Annotated in this window: 15 protein-coding genes, 1 tRNA gene and 2 pseudogenes; 13 read left to right on the plus strand and 5 right to left on the minus strand. The window is 69.8% G+C overall.

What is annotated here, in order from left to right; all coding sequences use genetic code 11:
* Positions 1-81: 81 nt before the first annotated feature.
* From N5079_RS19365 to N5079_RS19405, 10 genes and pseudogenes are all read left to right on the plus strand, one after another.
* Positions 82-540: a cupin domain-containing protein gene (locus N5079_RS19365; RefSeq protein WP_261585338.1), complete on the plus strand. Its 459-nt coding sequence runs from the start codon at positions 82-84 to the stop codon at positions 538-540.
* Positions 541-560: 20 nt separating this feature from the next.
* Entirely contained in the window at positions 561-1,352 is a 792-nt protein-coding gene (locus N5079_RS19370) for an alpha/beta hydrolase (RefSeq protein ID WP_261585339.1), read from the plus strand.
* Positions 1,353-1,423: 71 nt separating this feature from the next.
* Positions 1,424-2,371, plus strand: coding sequence for an alpha/beta fold hydrolase (locus N5079_RS19375; protein WP_261585340.1), 948 nt, complete (start codon positions 1,424-1,426; stop codon positions 2,369-2,371).
* A 13-nt stretch (positions 2,372-2,384) separates the two neighbouring features.
* Positions 2,385-3,191 carry an alpha/beta fold hydrolase gene (locus N5079_RS19380; RefSeq protein ID WP_261585341.1) on the plus strand — a complete coding sequence of 269 codons (807 nt, stop codon included), beginning with the start codon at positions 2,385-2,387 and terminating at the stop codon, positions 3,189-3,191.
* 55 nt (positions 3,192-3,246) lie between these two features.
* Positions 3,247-4,035, plus strand: a complete 789-nt coding sequence (locus tag N5079_RS19385; RefSeq protein WP_261585342.1) for an oxidoreductase — start codon at positions 3,247-3,249, stop codon at positions 4,033-4,035.
* A gap of 30 nt (positions 4,036-4,065) precedes the next feature.
* Positions 4,066-4,227: pseudogene (locus N5079_RS35585) on the plus strand (hypothetical protein); the annotation flags it as partial.
* 166 nt (positions 4,228-4,393) lie between these two features.
* Entirely contained in the window at positions 4,394-5,119 is a 726-nt protein-coding gene (locus tag N5079_RS19390; RefSeq protein WP_261585343.1) for an alpha/beta fold hydrolase, read from the plus strand.
* A gap of 962 nt (positions 5,120-6,081) precedes the next feature.
* A complete protein-coding gene (locus N5079_RS19395; RefSeq protein ID WP_261585479.1) occupies positions 6,082-6,384 on the plus strand; it encodes a site-specific DNA-methyltransferase in 303 nt (100 codons plus the stop codon).
* Positions 6,354-6,704: pseudogene (locus N5079_RS19400) on the plus strand (IS1380 family transposase); the annotation flags it as partial. The gene N5079_RS19395 and the pseudogene N5079_RS19400, both read left to right, overlap by 31 nt.
* Before the next feature lie 437 nt (positions 6,705-7,141).
* The gene (locus N5079_RS19405; RefSeq protein WP_261585344.1) at positions 7,142-9,163 is read left to right on the plus strand and encodes a M60 family metallopeptidase; all 2,022 of its coding nucleotides are present in this window, start codon (positions 7,142-7,144) and stop codon (positions 9,161-9,163) included.
* Between the two features lie 316 nt (positions 9,164-9,479).
* Here the strand turns inward: N5079_RS19405 and N5079_RS19410 are convergent.
* A tRNA-Pro gene (locus tag N5079_RS19410) sits at positions 9,480-9,553 on the minus strand.
* Between the two features lie 61 nt (positions 9,554-9,614).
* Positions 9,615-10,517, minus strand: a complete 903-nt coding sequence (locus tag N5079_RS19415; protein ID WP_261585345.1) for a metallophosphoesterase — start codon at positions 10,515-10,517, stop codon at positions 9,615-9,617.
* Between the two features lie 79 nt (positions 10,518-10,596).
* Here N5079_RS19415 and N5079_RS19420 point away from each other — a divergent pair, with 79 nt between their 5' ends.
* Positions 10,597-11,052: a GatB/YqeY domain-containing protein gene (locus tag N5079_RS19420; protein ID WP_261585346.1), complete on the plus strand. Its 456-nt coding sequence runs from the start codon at positions 10,597-10,599 to the stop codon at positions 11,050-11,052.
* Positions 11,053-11,093: 41 nt separating this feature from the next.
* Here the strand turns inward: N5079_RS19420 and N5079_RS19425 are convergent, their stop codons facing one another.
* Positions 11,094-13,343, minus strand: coding sequence for a transglycosylase domain-containing protein (locus N5079_RS19425; RefSeq protein ID WP_261585347.1), 2,250 nt, complete (start codon positions 13,341-13,343; stop codon positions 11,094-11,096).
* A gap of 249 nt (positions 13,344-13,592) precedes the next feature.
* Here N5079_RS19425 and N5079_RS19430 point away from each other — a divergent pair, with 249 nt between their 5' ends.
* Complete coding sequence (locus N5079_RS19430) at positions 13,593-13,889, plus strand: WhiB family transcriptional regulator (RefSeq protein ID WP_036326687.1); 297 nt, start codon at positions 13,593-13,595, stop codon at positions 13,887-13,889.
* An 8-nt stretch (positions 13,890-13,897) separates the two neighbouring features.
* Here the strand turns inward: N5079_RS19430 and N5079_RS19435 are convergent, their stop codons facing one another.
* Positions 13,898-15,028: an ArsA family ATPase gene (locus N5079_RS19435; protein WP_261585348.1), complete on the minus strand. Its 1,131-nt coding sequence runs from the start codon at positions 15,026-15,028 to the stop codon at positions 13,898-13,900.
* Between the two features lie 13 nt (positions 15,029-15,041).
* The gene (locus N5079_RS19440) at positions 15,042-16,055 is read right to left on the minus strand and encodes an ArsA-related P-loop ATPase (RefSeq protein ID WP_261585349.1); all 1,014 of its coding nucleotides are present in this window, start codon (positions 16,053-16,055) and stop codon (positions 15,042-15,044) included.
* Between the two features lie 134 nt (positions 16,056-16,189).
* On the opposite strand from N5079_RS19440, the gene N5079_RS19445 reads away from it, so the two are divergent.
* The gene (locus tag N5079_RS19445; RefSeq protein WP_261585350.1) at positions 16,190-17,083 is read left to right on the plus strand and encodes a slipin family protein; all 894 of its coding nucleotides are present in this window, start codon (positions 16,190-16,192) and stop codon (positions 17,081-17,083) included.
* Positions 17,084-17,091: the final 8 nt, after the last annotated feature.

Below are 17,091 nucleotides of genomic sequence, written 5' to 3' on the forward strand. Positions count from 1 at the left end.
ATCCTCCGGGGGTACGCGCGTTCCGGCCGTGGAACCGGGAATCACCCGTGCCCGTACGCACTATGGAAAGGCGGCGCCCACATGACCGACATAGGGCTCTCCGGCGAGCCGTTCTGGTTCCTCGGCGGCCGTACCCAAATCCTCGTCCCCGGCGAGGCGACCGGCCGCACGATGAGCGTGCTGATGTTCGACGACCCCCAGGGACAGGCGCCGCCGCTGCACGTGCATGACGGCGAGGACGAGGTGTGGATCGTCCTCGACGGTGAGATCAGCTTCTTCGTCGGCGACGCCCGGCACGACCTGACGGCCGGCCAGGTTGCTCATGGTCCGCGCGGCGTCCCGCACAGCTACCTTGTGCGGTCGCCACAATCACGGATGGCCGTCGTCTACGCCCCCTCCGGGATCGAGGAGTGGTTCCGGAAGAACGGCTCGCCCGTCTCCTCGCTGGACGAGGCCCCGCCCGCTTTCGACATCGGCGCGATCGTCGCCTCGGCCGAGACGTTCCGGCTCCACGTCGCCGGCCCCCCGCCTACGGCTTGATCACCTGCTGAGAGGTCACCATGAGCACTCCCGTCATCTTCATCCACGGACTCTGGCTGCACGCCACCTCCTGGACCCCCTGGACCGACCTGTTCCAGGAGGCCGGCTACGCCCCGAGCGCGCCCGGCTGGCCCGGCGACGGCGCGACCGTCGAGGAGTCCCGGGCGAACCCCGAGGCCATCGCCGGCCACGGCATCGACGACGTCGTCGAGCACTACGCGAAAATCATCAATGGTCTGCCGGAACGGCCGATCCTGATCGGCCACTCGTTCGGCGGCATGATCGCCCAGAAGCTGCTCGGGCTGGACCTCGCGGCCGCCGCCGTCGCGATCGACGCCGCGCAGATCAAGGGCGTGCTGCCGGTGCCGCTGACCGCGCTGCGCTCGGCGCTGCCGGTGTTCCGCAACCCCGCCAACCGCAACCGGGCCGTGTCGCTCACCGAGGATCAGTTCCGGTACGCCTTCGGCAACGCCGTCTCCGAGCAGGAGTCCGCCGAGCTGTACCGGCGCTGGCACATCCCGGCCCCCGGCAAGCCGCTGTTCGAGGCCGCGGCGGCCAACTTCGACCCGCACTCGCCCGCCAAGGTGGCGACCGGGAACCAGGCCCGCGGCCCGCTGCTGCTGATCACCGGCGGCCGGGACCACACCGTGCCCGAGGCCGTCACCCTGGCCACCCTGAAGCAGTACCGGCACTCCGCCGCGGTCACCGACTTCCACGAGTTCCCCGACCGGGCGCACTCGCTCATCATTGACGGCGGCTGGCGCGAGGTCGCCGACTTCACGCTGGCCTGGCTCGCCCGCCAGTCGCTCTGAACACGATCATCGAACGGACCAGAATGTCGAACATATCCATGGTCGCCCGAGCGAAATGGCGATCACTCCTCGTGACCGCTCTGATGCTGGGTGTATCCCTGCTACTGCCCGGGGCCACGACCCAGGCGGCCACGGCCGAGGCGGCCCGCGGTGACCACCCCCGGGTGCCGGCCGGGTTCACCGAGCGGAAGGTCAGGGTCGGCGGCGTCGGCATCAACTACGTGCGCGGCGGGCACGGCCCGACCCTGGTGCTCGTGCACGGCTACCCGCAGACCTGGTACGAATGGCGGGAGATCCTGCCGGAACTGGCCAAGCACTACACCGTGATCGCCCCTGACCTGCGCGGGGCGGGCCGGAGCGACGCACCCTCCGGCGGCTACGACAAGAAGACGATGGCCGCCGACATCCACGGCCTGCTCGAGCGGCTCGGCCTCGACCGCGACATCCGCCTGGTCGGCCACGACATCGGCACCATGGTCGCCTACGCCTACGCCGCCGCGCACCCTCGCGACGTGCGCAGGCTGGTGCTGAGCGAGGCGCCGATCCCGGACAAGAGCATTTACGGCTTCCCGTCGCTCACCCCGAAGGGCCCCGGCGTGTGGAACTTCGGCTTCTTCAGCCTGAAGAACGGCCTGCCCGAGCAGGTCATCGACGGGAACGAGGAGGTCTGGGTGGACCGCTTCACCGACTCCCTCACAGTCCGCAAGGGCGCCATCGGGCCGACACAGGTCCGGGAGTTCGCCCGCTACCTGCGCGACGACGCCCACCTGCGGGCGAGCCTCGAATGGTTCCGCGCCTTCCCGGCCGACATCGCCGACAACGCCCGCTACCGCAGGACGAAGCTCACCATGCCGGTGCTGGCCATCGGCGCGAGCGGCAGCCTCGGCGATTTCGTCCCCACCCAGGTGCGGTCGTACGCCACCCACGTGACCGGACTCGTGATCGCGGACTCCGGCCACTGGATCTACGAGGAACATCCGGCCGAGCTCACCCGGCGCCTGCTCGCCTTCCTCGACTGAGAGCTGATCCATCATGATGAAACACCCCCTCCGCCGGCGCGGTGCGGTGATCGCGCTGGCCGCCCTCGCCCTGTTCACGCTCGCCGCCCCGGCATCGGCCGCCGGCCGTGCCGATCGCCAGAAGCCGACCATCGTGCTCGTCCACGGCGCCTGGGCCGACGCGTCGAGCTGGTCGGGCGTGACCGGCCGGCTGCAACGGCTCGGGTACACCGTGCTCGCCGCGCCCAACCCGCTGCGCGGGCTTGCCGGCGACGCCGCGTACCTGTCGGCGTTCCTCGCCCAGCGGACCAGCGGCCCGGTCGTTCTGGTCGGCCACTCCTACGGCGGCGCGGTCGTGACCAACGCGGCGGGCACCGACCCCGACGTGAAGGCGCTGGTCTACGTCGACGCGTTCGTGCCCGACAAGGGCGAGACGGTCCTCGGACTGCAGGGCGGCGGCGACCCGAGCGCGCTGTTCGACGCCGTGGCCTACCCTGGGGCGCCGGCCGGAGACGTCGACCTCTACATCAAGCCGGCGGTGTTCCCGCAGGCGTTCGCCGGTGACCTGCCGGCCGCCACGGCCGCCCGGCTGGCCGCCGAGCAGCGCCCGATCGCGCTGAGCGCGCTCCAGGAGCCGTCCGGCGCGCCCGCGTGGAAGACGCTGCCCAGCTGGTACCTGGTGGGCACCAAGGACGCCATCCTGCCACCGTCGCTGCAGGTCACCATGGCCAACCGGGCGCACAGCCAGGTCACCAAGGTCGCCGCGTCACACCTGGCCATGCTGTCCCGGCCGCAGGCCGTGGTGGACGTCATCGTCGCCGCCGCAAAGTCCGCCCGCTGACCCCGCACGCGGCCCCGCCCCGAAGGCGGGGCCGCGTCCCGCAGAAAGGCCCGTCATGGAGCTGCACCTGTCAGGCAAGACCGCCGTGGTCACCGGCGCGAGCAAGGGCATCGGGCTGGCGGTCACCCGGGCGCTCGTCGCGGAGGGCGTCAGCGTGACCGCAGGAGCGCGGCACATCAGTGCCGAGCTGTCCGAGCTGGCGGCGGGGGGCCGCGTCCGACCGGTCGCGGTGGACCTCGCCACCCTGGACGGCCCGGCCGAACTGGTCGAGGCCGCCGGCGCGGCCTTCGGCGGCCTGGACATCCTGGTCAACAACGTCGGCGCGGTACGCCCGCGCACCGGCGGCTTCGCGTCTGTCACCGACGTGGACTGGCTCGCCACCCTGACCGTCAACTTCCTGTCCGCGGTGCGCGCCACCCGCGAGGCGCTGCCGCTCATGCTCGGCCGCGGCGCCGGCACGATCGTGTCCGTCAGCTCGGTCAACGCGTCGCTGCCGGACCCGCTGGTGATCGACTACAGCGCCGCGAAGGCGGCCTTGGCCAGTTTCAGCAAGTCCCTGTCGAAGGAGCTGGGCCCGCACGGGATCCGGGTCAACACCGTCAGCCCCGGGCCGGTCGCCACCGACCTGTGGCTCGGCTCGGACGGCGTCGCCGCCACGCTCGCCCGCCACAACGGCGGCGAGTCGCACGCGGTGGCGGAGCAGGCCGCCGCCGACTCGGTCACCGGCCGGTTCACCCGCCCCGACGAGGTCGCCGACCTCGTCGTCCTGCTCGCCAGCGAGCGCGCCGGCAACGTGACCGGCGCGGACTTCGTCATCGACGGCGGCCTGATCGGCACCCTGTGACCCAGGCGGACGGCGGCGGTCACCTCGTCGGTGAGTTCATGGGCACAGAAGCACCGTGAGGCTCCGCGTAGAGATCACCGTCTCACCGCTGCGCGCCACCCTGAACGACCTCGAAGGCCTGCCGCCGCGTTCGTCGTCGTCGACGAGAACGACGTGCTGCGCGACGAGGGTGAGGCCTACGCCCGCAAGCTGACCGCGGCGGGGGTGCCCACCACCAGCGTCCGCTACAACGGCACCCTGCACGACGTCATGATGCTCAACCCCGTCCGCTCGACCGCGACGGCAGGCGCCGCCGTCGCCCAGTCGCCCAGGCCATCGAGGTACTCGAGGCCGCCCTCACCACCGGAAAGGCGAACTCATGACCACCACAGAACAGCCCGTCGTCGTCCTCGTCCACGGCGCCTTCGCCGAGTCGGCGAGCTGGAACCGCGTCATCCAGCGTCTGCACGGCCGCGGGCTGACCGCCGTCGCGGCGGCCAACCCGTTGCGCAGCGTGGCGGGCGACGCCGCCTACGTGCGCGACGTGATCGCCGGCATCGGACGGCCGGTCGTCCTGGTCGGCCATTCCTATGGCGGCATGGTGATCAGCCAGGCGGCGGCCGGCAACGACGCCGTGCAGGCCCTCGTGTACGTCGCCGCCTTCGCGCCCGAGCCCGGGGAGAGCGCGCTGGTGCTGTCCAGCAAGTTCGAGGGCGGAAGCCTGGGTGGCGCGCTGGTCGCCTACCCAGTCTCCTCCGGCGGCAACGAGTTCCGGATCGCCGAGGACAGGTTCCACCACCAGTTCTGCGCCGATCTCGACGCCGATGAGGCCGCCCTGATGGCGGCAACCCAGCGGCCGGTGACCGAACAGGCGCTGACCGACGGGCTGACGGTGAGCGAGCCGGGCTGGCGTGCCAAGCCGTCCTGGTTCGTCCACGGTGATCGCGACCTCAACATCCCGGCCGCGGCGCTGAGGTTCATGGCCGAACGCGCCGGCTCGCGCGTAACCCGTGAGATCGCGGGCGCCTCCCACGCCGTCGGGGCGTCCCAGCCCGACGCGGTGTCCGCAGCCGTCTTCGACGCCGTCGGCCACGTACAGGGCTGAACGAAGACGGGCGTGGTCGGGCACGCGGCAAATGGAGAAACTGCCCGACTACGGCTGCCGGCCAGACAGCGCGAGTGGCAGCGGGGCGGCTGGGGACCGAGGCTGTGGCAGCGGAAACGGCAACCGCGGGCCACGTGGCTGCGGCAGAGCAGTATGGCGATTGCCATCATGAGCAGGACCCGGACGGCAACCCGCCGCGCAGGTCGTTGCCGCCTATGCCTGCCGCGACACGGTGGTGCCGCCCGCCGCCGCGCGGTGCAGGGGATGCGGCGCAGGGCGGCAGGCCGGTGACGGGATGAGGTCCGCGCGGAGCCAGGGGTAGTGTCCCTGCCTCCCTTCGGGTCGGTTGCGGTCTTTGCATCCGAAGTGCCCTGGCTCCGCGCGGAAGCCGAAGGTGCTTCCTTATCCACAGGGCCTGTGGATGAGGAAGCAGGTGACAAAGGCGTCGTGCTGGACGGCTGCCGTAGCGGCATGCCGCCCAGCCGGGTCAGGAGGATCAGCTCGGTGTCCAGTTCGCTGAGCAGGCCTGTGCTCACCGCGTCGACCAGCACTAGATCGGGGTGGAGCCAGGTGCGGCCCCCAAGGCGTGGCGGCGGAGGTGACTCGTCAGGCGGCTGCCGCCGCTTTGCTGTGGTGAGGATGTGCCGTACGGCGCGCTCGCCCGCATGCCGGGCGGCCTGGCACAGGCCGGAACGGACGCCGGGAGCGGCGAGGTCCAGTCGGCGCAGGGCATGCAGGTAGCCGGCCAGTATCTCGGAGTCGACGCCGGGTTTCCGCATCGTCCCCAGCACCCTTGGTCGGGATACCGCCAGTCGTGTCCCGATGGGAGCCGAGGACGTCGCCCGCGTGCTGTGAGAGCTCCGGGACACCGGAGGCCGCCGATGACCGGGCTGCGAGAGCCGTACTGGCGCGATGAGCAGGCGGCGATCTACCACGGCGACGCGCGTGCGGTGCTGGCCGAGATGGCAGACCGCTCCGTGGATTGCATCATCACCAGCCCGCCGTACTGGGGGCTGCGGCACTACTGCGACGGTCAGTACGGGCAGGAGCCCACACCGGCGGCGTACGTGGAAAACCTCCGGGCCACCTTCGCGGAGGCGCGCCGGGTGCTCGCCGACGACGGCACCTGCTGGCTGAACCTCGGCGACCGCTACTCGGCGAACGCCGACGGATGGGCCCGGGGGAAGGACTACAACCTCCATCAGCCGGAGGTGCGGCCCAGGGCTGCGTCCAGGCCGAAGCCCAGCACCGGGACCACGCGGTGATGGAACAGGTCAACGCCGATCTGATCGACGGACCGTTGGCCCACATGCCCTCCGGTGTGTTCACCGCGAACGCGGCCTGGCTCACCCTGGCGGCCCTCACCCACAATCTGCTGCGCGCGGCCGGGTCCCTGGCCGGAGCGTTCCACGCCCGAGCACGCGGGGCGACGCTACGCCGCCAGCGGATTGCCGTCCCCGCCCGCATCGCCCGGCACGGCCGCGGCTACCTCACCCTCCACCTGCCCGAACACTGGCACTGGCAGGACGCCTGGCTCAATATCTTCGACGCGCTTCACGGCCCACCGCGCCGCCGCCTGGTCTGACCCGCCCCAACCCCCGGTCACTGCCAGCTTGTGACGACCACTGCACGGTCACCCGCGCCCCCAGCGCCACCGCCCCCAACCCGAGGGACTCCTGGACAGGCCGCGACCCGCGCGCGGCGGCCCTCCCACGCCCGAAAACCCAGCCTTCACCAGCAGAAACGGTCCTCGTCGAGGAATTGGACGGGAAATGATCACAGGAAATCACGCGGTGGATTCAGGCTGAGCGGTGTCCGGCTTTCCGGGCCGCGCGGAACGGCCACTTGATTCTGTTTGGGGCGCGCCGAATTGTCGAGGCCCTAAAATTGCTTCCTTGTTTCGATATTTTCTCTGGGTTAGGCTCCGAATGCACCGGTCGGGCCCGGAATGGGGACGACAAAAGGCCGGTCCGGGGGCCGGGGCATTTCCTGTTATTCCAGCGGGAGAGGCGATGAATTTCTGTGGCCGATGAAACGCAGGCACACCTCGACGAGGCATGGGCCGCCTGGACCGACGACCGGAGGCTCTGGGTGACCGCGCGGGGCGGTCCGGTGGGGGGAAACCTGCAGGCGCAGTGGCCGGACGGCAACTGGGGGAGCATCGGCGACTTCACCGCCGACGGAAGCGTGCTCAACAAGGACGTGCCGCAGGACCGCCAGTGGGCGCGCGACACGGTGCGTCTGCGCGCCTTCAAGTATGGCGACGCCTCCGGCTACCGGCAGTTAACCGTGCGGCCGGCACTGGTCGTGACCGCCGTCTGGACGGCGGCGGGCAGACTGGAGGTGACCGCGCGGGGCGGGCCGCAAGGGGCGAACCTGCAGGCGCAGTGGCCGGACGGCAACTGGGCGAGCATCGGCGACTTCACCGCCGACGGCACGATGTCGAACCCCGACGTGCCCGCCAACTACCAGGTGAGCACCGACGTCCTGCGGCTGCGCATCTTCAAGCCCGGCCTCACCTTCACCCCCTCGGTGGACGTCCGGGTACGCCCGCCGCTGACCGCGGTCTCGGCGGTGCAGGCCGCCGACGGGAAGCTGCAGGTGACCGCGCGGGGCGGGCCGCAGGGGGCGAACCTGCAGGCGCAGTGGCCGAACGGCAACTGGGGGAGCATCGGCGACTTCACCGCCGACGGCACGATGTCGAACCCCGACGTGCCCGCCGACTACAAATGGGACGCGAACACGCTGCGCCTGCGGGTCCACCTCGGCGACCGCGTGTACGACGCCGTCGAGGCGACGATCGACTTCCCGCAGCCGCGGCTCCTCGCCCTCGCGCCGTCCGTCGGCGCCGGCGACGAGGAGGTGCGGCTCCAGCTCGGCTTCCCGTTCGCCGATTATCAGCCGACCGGCTACTTCGCGCCGGCCGGCCAGGAGGTCTCCATCACCGTCTACGGCCACGCGCCGGGACTGGAAGTGCTGGTCGGCGCCCCGGGAATAGCGAACCGGGACGACCCCAAGCAGTTCGCCCCCAGCCTGCGCGTGACCGCACTCAAACCCGGCATCAACAAGATCACCGACCCGTACGGCGGCATCATCCACCTGCGCCGCACCACCCCCTCCGGCGAAGGCGAACCGGCGTGGCTGCTCCTGGGCGGCACCGCGCGGCCCGTCCCCTACCACGTCCAGGGGAAGACGACCGCCGCCCAGTGGCGCGTCATGCTGGACAAGACGACGGCCCCCGAGGTCGAGATGGTCAGCGAACGCGTCGTCATCGCCGCACTGCTGCCCACCGCCCGCCGCTACAAGGACGTCGACCCGGCCGCCACACTCGCCGCGCACCACGACGTCGTCACCATCTCCGAGGCGGTCAGCGGCATGGACGGCAGCTCCCCGGTCCACGCGCCGCCCACGCTGCGGCTGTACGCGGTGGAGACGAGCAGTGGCGCGCCCCCGCACGCGGCGTCGGGGTACATCGGCCTCCCGCACGAGGATCAGCCCGGCTACTTCATGAACGCGCTGCTTTCCGAGGCAGCCCGCAACTCCTGGGTCATGCTGCACGAATACGGCCATCACTTCCAGCAGGACACCACCTACGGCGACCCCGAAGGAATCACCGAGATATCGGTCAACCTCTACGCGCTGGCCGTCAACCAGAAATTCCACAACGAGCGCACCGACGAATTCCCGGGACGCTGGCCCGCCACCCAGAAATACCTGGCCCTGCCCCGTTCGGAAAAGAAATTCGGGGCGGGCGACTCCGATCCTCAGGCGATCTTCGAGCAGTTGCGGCTCGGCCTCGGGCCGGGTTTCCTGCCCGCCTGGCACAAGCACGTCCGCGCCGTGCACGGGAACACGACGAGCACCTACGAGCGCAAGAAGTGGTTCGTGGTCTCGGCCTCCACCGCTGCCGGCCGCGACCTCACCGGATTCTTCGCCGACTGGGGCCTACTCAAGGAGAGCGAAACGGACATCTGGGACGCCGTCCGCGCCCTGGCCCTGCCCAAGCCCGACACCGACCTGACCAAGATCCGCCCCTATACGTGACACGCCCGGGCCCGGCGGCCCCGTCGCCGGGCTTCCCGCGTTCAGGCGTCGGGCGCGGTGCTGGACGACTCGACCGGCAGAAGGAGCGTGGCCAACGCGGCGCGGCAACGAACGCGCGAGACGATCAAGATCCTGTGGTGAACGCCTTCGCCGAGCTCGGGTGGCCGGAGCCGGGTGATCAAGGTGCCCAGGAGAACTCGTTTGAACCCGTCAGTGCCCCGTGGGGGCGTTCATACCGACGGTCAAATGACGGTCAAACGATCAAGGGCCTGATCGCTGTCTCCAGCGATCAGGCCCTTGACCTGCAACTTCTGGGTCGGGGTGGCGGGATTTGAACCCACGGCCTCTTCGTCCCGAACGAAGCGCGCTGCCAAGCTGCGCTACACCCCGGTGGCTCAGGGAATCCCCTGCGCCTCGGCAAGTCTAGCGGACTTTGGCCATGCTTGTGCCATCAGCGGGCTGGGCGGCGGGGCACAAGTGTGAGCAGTGTGGCCTCCGGTGGGCAGGAGAAGCGGACCGGCGCGTAGGGCGAGGTGCCGAGCCCCGCCGACACGTGCAGCCACGCGCTCTCGTGCCGGCTCAGGCCCTTGACCCGGGCGCGGTCGATGCCGCAGTTCGTCACCAGCGCGCCATAGAAGGGGATGCAGAGCTGGCCGCCGTGCGTGTGCCCCGCCAGCAGCAGCTGGTAGCCGTCGCCTGCGAACCGCGTCATGTTCCGCGGCTCGGGCGAGTGCATGACGCCCAGCCGGAGGTCGGCGTCCTCGGGGGCCGGGCCGGCGATCTCGTCGTACCGGTCCCGGTCGATGTGCGAGTCGTGGATGCCGCCCACGTGGATGTCCAGGTCGGCGACCTTCAGGCGGGCCGTCCGGTTGTTCATGTCCAGCCAGCCCGCCGCGGTCATCGCGGACCCCAGCTCATCCCACGGCAGGTTGGGGATGTGCTGCCGGGCGTCGTTCTTCGACGTACGCCACAGGTAGCGAGCGGGGTTCTTCGGCTTGGGGGCGTAGAGGTCGTTGGACCCGTAGACGAACAGGCCCGGCCGGTCGAGCAGGGGCTCCACCGCGCGCATGTACGGCCCGACCGCGTCGGGGTGCGCCAGGGTGTCGCCCGTGTTGACCACGAGGTCGGGCTGCAGGGACGCGAGTGACCGGACCCAGTTGATCAGCCGGGAACGTCCGGGCGTGAGATGGAGGTCGGAGATCTGCAGGATGCGGATCGGACGGTGTCCCGGAGCCAGCACGGGCACGTCGAAACGCCGCAGGCGGAACCAGTTGCGCTCCACGACGGAGGCGTAGCCGAGACCGGCCACACCGAGACCGAGGAGGGACAAGGGCACCGCGGCAGCTTTCCTCACACAGCCATCATGCCTGACGCCGCTTCCTGCTCGGCATAACGTGGCGAGAATCGGGCGGCTGACGCGGCAAGATGGACCCATGAGTGCGTTGAAGGACAAGCTGAAGGCCGACCTCGCGGCCTCGATGAAAGCCCGCGACGAGGTGCGTCTTCGGACGATTCGGATGGCCCTCGCCGCCGTGAACGTGGAGGAGGTCGCGGGCAAGGCGGCGCGGGAGCTCTCGGACGACGAGGTCGTCAAAGTGCTGACCCGCGAGGCGAAGAAGCGCCGTGAGGCGTCCGAGGCCTTCGCCAACGCCGGCCGCGCCCAGCAGGCTCAGGCGGAGCTCGACGAGCAGGCCGTCCTGGAGGGGTACCTTCCCGCCCAGCTCTCCGACGAGGAGCTGGGCCGGCTCGTGGACGAGGCGATCGCGGAGAGCGGCGCGGAGGGGCCCAAGGCGATGGGCCAGGTCATGAAGGTCCTGAACCCGAAGGTCGCGGGCCGGGCCGAGGGCGGCCGGGTCGCGCAGGCCGTCCGCGCCCGCCTCTCCGGCTGACCTCGTGGTCCTCCCCTCGGCGTGAGGGGAGGACTTCCGCCTCAGTGGACGGCCGGGACGATCGGGGGGTTGTTCATCCCGAAGGGGTTGTCGCCGCCGTTGCCACGGCCGTCGCCGCCGTTACCCCCGTCGCCCCCATGGTCGCCGCCATCACCGTGGTCGCCATGGTCGCCATGGTCGGGCCGCTTCGGCGGGGGAGCACACTGCTGGCTACACCCACCGAACCGCGACATGTCCGGCGCGACGAAGGACGACGGGTCGATGTCCTTCAGCGCCGAGAGCATGGTGGCCTTCCAGATGGGGCCGGGAATGCTGGCGCCGAAGACGGAGCCGTACGACCGCCCGCCGATGACCTGGTTGCTCAGGGGATACCGCACGGGGCCGCGCGGGTCGCCGAGGCTGACCGCTCCGGCCAGGTCGGGGGTGTATCCGGCGAACCACACAGTCCGTGACTGGTCACCCGTTCCGGTCTTGCCGGCGGCGTCCCTGCCGATGCCGCCCACCTGCGACATGGTGCCCTTGGTGAAGACGCCCTGGAGGATGTAGCTGGTCGCGTCGGCGATCTCCGGCTCCAGCACCTGCTTGCACTCCGGCTTGAACGGCGTGACCTTGTTGAACCGGTCGGTGATCTCGGTGATCGCCATCGGCGGGCAGTACTTCCCGCGTGCGCCGAGCGTGGCGTACGCGGTGGCGACCGTCACCGGGTCCATCTCGTTGAAGCCGAGGGTGAAGGTCTGGAACTCGCGGAGCTTCTGGCCGTCGGCGCGCTTGATGCCGAGGTCCTTCGCGGTCTTGACGACGTCGCAGAGGCCGACCTTCCGCTCCAGCGTCATGAAGAAGGTGTTGATCGAGCCCCACGTGCCGGTCTGCAGGGTCTTGAATCCGCCGCCGCCCTCGGAGTTGTGCTGGTCCGCAGTCGGGTCGCCGACGTTCTCACCCTTGCAGTTCTTGAAGTCCGAGTAGCCGTTCGCCCGGAACGTGCTGCCGATGCTGAAGCCGTCATTGAACTTCATGCCCTCCTTGAGGGCGGTGACCAGCGTGAACACCTTGAAGGTGGACCCGGCCTGGAAGCCCGTGCCGCCGCCGTGCTCGCTGTCGGCGACGATGTTGAACGACATCTCGTTCTTCTTGCGGTTGGTGCCGAACTTCCGGCTCGACGCCATCGCCCGGATCGCGCCGGAGCCCGGCTCGACGAGCGCCTCGGACGCCACCGGCTTGTCGGACGGGTGGACGTACTTCTTGATCGCCTTCTCGGCGGCCTTCTGCATGTCCCGGTCGATCGTGGTCCTGATCGTGAGGCCGCCGCGGTTCAGGAACTCCCGGCGGGCCTTCTCCGTCTTGCCGAACTGCGTGTCGTGCAGGATCTCGTTCTGGACGTACACGCAGAAGTACGGGAACTCGCTCTCCTCGCACCCGCCGGGGATCGGCTTGTCCTTGTATCCGAGCTTCTTCGCCTTGGCCTCGGCGGCCTCCGCCGGAGTGATGATCTTCAGCTGCGGATCGGCCATGCGGTCGAGCACGACGTTGCGCCGCTCAAGGAGGCGCTGCCTGTTGTCCTTGCCCAGGTTCGGGTCGGTCGCGTTCGGGTTCTGTACGGCCCCCGCCAGCGTCGCCGCCTCGCTCAGGTTCAAGTCGGAGGCGTGCTTCCCAAAGAACCGCTTGGCGGCCGCCTCGATGCCGTACGCGCTCGCGCCGAAGTAGGCGATGTTGAGGTAGCGGTTGAGGATCTCGTCCTTGCTGTACTTCTTCTCGATGGCCATGGCGTAGCGGATCTCGTTGAGCTTCCGCGAGAAGGTCGGCGCGATGGCGGCGGCCTTCTCCTCATCGGTCTCGGCCTTGTTGAAGATGACCTGCTTGACGTACTGCTGGGTGATGGACGAGCCGCCCTGGGTGACGCCGCCTCTGGTCAGGTTCTTGATGAGCGCGCGGCTCGTGCCCTCGAGGTCGAGCGCGCCGTGCTCGTAGAAGCGGAAGTCCTCGATCGCGACGATGGCCTTGCGCATGATGGGCGCGACCTTGTCCAGCGGCACCGACTCCCGGTTCTGGTAGTAGAACTGGGCGATCTGCTTGCCGTTCGCGTCGAGCAGCGTCGTCTTCTCGGGGAGCGGCGGTTCGGCCAGGTCCTCGGGCGCCAGGCGCAGAGCCTCGGTGGCCGACTTGACCGTCACGCCGGCGCCGCCGACCCCGGGCAGCGCGATCGCGGCGGCCAGCAGCCCCGCCACGCCGGCCGCGGCGATGAGCCGCAGGACGCTCGCGAACGCCGACCCCTCAGCTTTGCCTCTCGCTTGCACGAAACCAAGGGTACGTCGGAAAGGGCGCTCGATCCGCATCGGCACGCATTACCCATTCGCGGGGGGGACTAGTCATTCCCGGCCACATGGCCTGACATGACCATGCAAGAAATTGGTCCCCCCGGGGACTGTCGGATCGATCGTCTCGTTGCGTACTTTCTCCTCTGCGGCTACTGCAACAAGGAGGCTCGACGCCCGCGCCCGTCGGCCGAAATGACGACTGACCACCTAAGGGGAGTGGGGTCGAACATGTGGATCACGGATTGGACCTCCCGTGCCGCCTGCCGAGGTGCGGATCCTGACGCGCTTTTCGTGCAAGGCGCCGCGCAGAACCGGGCGAAGCTGATCTGCCGAGGATGCCCTGTCCGAACCGAGTGCCTCGCCGATGCGCTGGACAACCGCATCGAGTTCGGGGTGTGGGGCGGGATGACAGAGCGGGAACGCCGAGCGCTGCTGAGGCGCCGGCCGGACGTCGACTCCTGGCGCGACCTGCTGGAGTCGGCGAAGGAAGAGTACGAGCGCACCAACGAGCTGATCGCCGGCTGATGCGCCTCCTATGACGCGAGGAGTTGTCCGATCTGGCGGAGACCCGCCAGATCGTGCACATCCTCCGGCATCGCGGGGACCTGCGCCATGGGCACCGTGGGGTGCGCCGAGGTGAAGTGCTCCTGCTCCCGCTGCTCCCGGGCGGCCAGCTGCATGCGGGCGGCGTGCAGGCGAAGCACGGCGGCCGTCAGCTCGTGCTCGCCCTTGGCCTCCAGGTCTTCGGCGGCCGCGGAGCTGCGGGCGGCCGACAGGCCCTGCGCCCGCGACAGGTGCACGCGGTTGACCACGACTCCGGCGAGGGGCATGCGCTCCTCGGCGAGCCGTTCCACGAAGTACGAGGCTTCCCGCATCGCGTCGCGCTCGGGAGCCGCCACTACGAGGAAGGCGGTGCCGGGCGCCTGCAGCAGCCGGTAGGTCTGGTCGGCGCGCTGCCGGAAGCCCCCGAAGACCGCGTCGAGCGCGGACACGAACATCTGAATGTCCTTCAGCACCTGCGCGCCGAGCACCTTCGTCAGCATTCCGGCGACGATGCCGAAACCCGCGTTGAGCACCTTGAACGCGCTCCGGCCGCCCACCTTCGCGGGGGCCGTCAGGATGCGGATGAGCCGTCCGTCGAGGAACCGGCCGAGCCTCTCGGGGGCGTCGAGGAAGTCGAGCGCCGACCGTGACGGCGGCGTGTCCACCACGATGAGATCCCAGTCGCCGGACCGGCGGAGCTGGCCCAGCTTCTCCATGGCCATGTACTCCTGCGTGCCGGAGAAACTCGACGACAACGACTGATAAAAGGGATTTGTCAGGATTTGCTGGGCTCGCTCGGGATCGGCGTGGGCCTCGATGATCTCATCGAAGGTCCGCTTCATGTCGAGCATCATCGCGTGCAACTCGCCACCGGCGCCGTTGACGTCCGTGACCCGGCGGGGAGTGTTGTCGAGCTCGGTGAGGCCCATCGACTGGGCCAGCCGCTTGGCGGGGTCCACGGTCAGCACGACGGCCGACCGGCCGCGCTCGGCGGCGCGCAGCCCCAGCGCCGCCGCCGTCGTGGTCTTCCCGACGCCGCCCGAGCCGCAGCACACGATGATCCGCGTGTTGTCGTCGTCCAGAATGGCGTCGATGTCCAGCGCGGGCGCGCTCCTGCTCACAGGTGAACCTCCCTCATGCGGCGCCCTGCTTGCGGATCGCCTCGGCGAGCTCGTAGAGGCCGGCCAGGTCGGCGCCGTCGGGCAGCAGCGGCAGGTCGTAGCATGGCACGCCCGCGGCCTCCAGCGAGAGGCGCTCGCGCTTCTCCAGCTCGGTGCGGCGGGCGTGCTCGGAGACCTCCTGGGCCAGAGCCTCGGCGACCTTCGAGGCGTCGGCCTTGCCGTCCGCCAGGCCGGCGGCCTTCAGCCCCAGCATCAGCTCGGAATGGTCGAACCGGTTGTGGTAGGCCGCGTCCAGCACGGGGCCGGGCAGCACCACGGGCCGCACCATGTTGATGAAGATCCCGCCGACCGGCAGCTTCGCCGTACGCAACTCGGCGATGCCGTCGAGCGTCTCCTGGACGGGCATCTCCTCCAGGAGAGTCACGAAATGCACCGCGGTGTCGGGGGAGGCGACGACCCCGCGCACCATGTCGGCGTGGTTCCTGACCGGCCCGACCCTCGCGAGTCCGGCGACCTCCTGGGTGACGTTGAGAAACCGGGCGATCCGTCCCGTCGGGGGAGCGTCCATGACGATCGCGTCGTACACGCGATCGCCCGACTTGTCGCGGCGCCGTACGGCTTCGCTGGCCTTGCCCGTCACGAGGACGTCGCGCAGGCCGGGGGCGATGGTGGTGGCGAAGTCGACCACGCCCATCTTGGTGAGCGCCTTGCCCATGCGCTTGATGCCGTAGAACATCTCGAGGTATTCGAGCAGGGCCTCTTCCGGGTCGAGGGCCAGCGCGTAGACGTCCCCGCCGCCGGGCGCCACGGCGATCTTCCGCTCCTCGTACGGCAGGGGCGGCAGGTCGAAGATCTGGGCGATGCCCTGCCGTCCCTCGACCTCCATGAGCAGCACCTTGCGGCCGCCGGCGGCCAGGGCGAGCGCGAGCGCCGCGGCCACCGTGGTCTTCCCGGTGCCGCCCTTACCGCTGACGACGTGCAGCCGCACGCCGTCCCAGTCGATGTCACGAGCTGTTTCTGCGCCCACGTTCCGAAGGCTACCCAAAGGTCACATCCTGATTCGCAGGGGTGGTCTGCGAGGGGAACCTTGTGGTACGGCTCACGCGTCGATTGGGTAAGACCCGATTAAAGGGCGCTCCCCCCACAAAGGAGGTACCGACCATGGAGTCGGTGCTGTTCGCGTTGGTTCTCGTACTGGGCTTCCTGCTACTCATCGCGGTGGCCCGGGGCGTGCGAATCGTGCAGCAATTCGAGACGGGCATCGTCTTCCGGCTGGGCCGGATCCAGCCGAGCGTCCGGGGCCCCGGCCTGCATCTGATCGTGCCGCTGATCGACCGCATGCAAAAAGTGAACATGCAAATCATCACGATGGGCGTGCCCGCGCAGGAGGGCATCACTCGTGACAATGTCTCGGTCCGCGTCGACGCGGTCGTGTACTTCCGGGTCATCGACCCGATCAAGGCGGTCGTCAACGTCCAGAACTACCTGTTCGCGGTCTCCCAGGTCGCCCAGACCTCTCTGCGCTCCGTCATCGGCCAGTCCGAGCTCGACCAGCTCCTCTCCGACAGGGACGCGCTGAACGCCCAGCTCAAGAGGGTCATCGACGAGCCGACCGAGGGCCCGTGGGGCATCCGGATCGAGCGAGTCGAGATCAAGGACGTCGCCCTGCCGGAGGGCATGAAGCGGTCGATGTCCCGCCAGGCCGAGGCCGAGCGGGAGCGGCGGGCGCGCATCATCACGGCGGACGGCGAGTTCCAGGCGTCCAAGCGCCTCGCCGCCGCCGCACGCGAGATGTCGTCAGACCCGGCGGCGCTGCAGCTTCGCATGCTGCAGACCGTGGTCGAGGTCGCCGCGGAGAAGAACAGCACGCTCGTCATGCCGATGCCGGTCGAGCTGCTGCGCTTCTTCGACCGGATGGCTCCCGCCCCGGAACAGGCCGAGCCGAAAGCCCCGGTGGAGGAGCCCGAGCCGGTGGAGGAAGCGATCAACGAGCTGCCGGCCGTCGACGCCCCCGTGCTGGAAGCACAGGAGCCGCGGAGCGTCCAGCCTCGATAGCCTGTCCG

This window comes from Planotetraspora sp. A-T 1434 (genome assembly GCF_025420585.1).
Lineage (GTDB): Bacteria > Actinomycetota > Actinomycetes > Streptosporangiales > Streptosporangiaceae > JAOEGB01.

Excerpts from the sequence above, each read along its gene's own strand:
- N5079_RS19365 (WP_261585338.1), top strand. The coding sequence starts at position 82 with ATGACCGACATAGGGCTCTCCGGCGAGCCGTTCTGGTTCCTCGGCGGC.
- N5079_RS19370 (WP_261585339.1), top strand. The coding sequence starts at position 561 with ATGAGCACTCCCGTCATCTTCATCCACGGACTCTGGCTGCACGCCACC.
- N5079_RS19380 (WP_261585341.1), top strand. The coding sequence starts at position 2,385 with ATGATGAAACACCCCCTCCGCCGGCGCGGTGCGGTGATCGCGCTGGCC.
- N5079_RS19385 (WP_261585342.1), top strand. The coding sequence starts at position 3,247 with ATGGAGCTGCACCTGTCAGGCAAGACCGCCGTGGTCACCGGCGCGAGC.
- N5079_RS19390 (WP_261585343.1), top strand. The coding sequence starts at position 4,394 with ATGACCACCACAGAACAGCCCGTCGTCGTCCTCGTCCACGGCGCCTTC.
- N5079_RS19395 (WP_261585479.1), top strand. The coding sequence starts at position 6,082 with ATGGCAGACCGCTCCGTGGATTGCATCATCACCAGCCCGCCGTACTGG.
- N5079_RS19420 (WP_261585346.1), top strand. The coding sequence starts at position 10,597 with ATGAGTGCGTTGAAGGACAAGCTGAAGGCCGACCTCGCGGCCTCGATG.
- N5079_RS19430 (WP_036326687.1), top strand. The coding sequence starts at position 13,593 with ATGTGGATCACGGATTGGACCTCCCGTGCCGCCTGCCGAGGTGCGGAT.
- N5079_RS19445 (WP_261585350.1), top strand. The coding sequence starts at position 16,190 with ATGGAGTCGGTGCTGTTCGCGTTGGTTCTCGTACTGGGCTTCCTGCTA.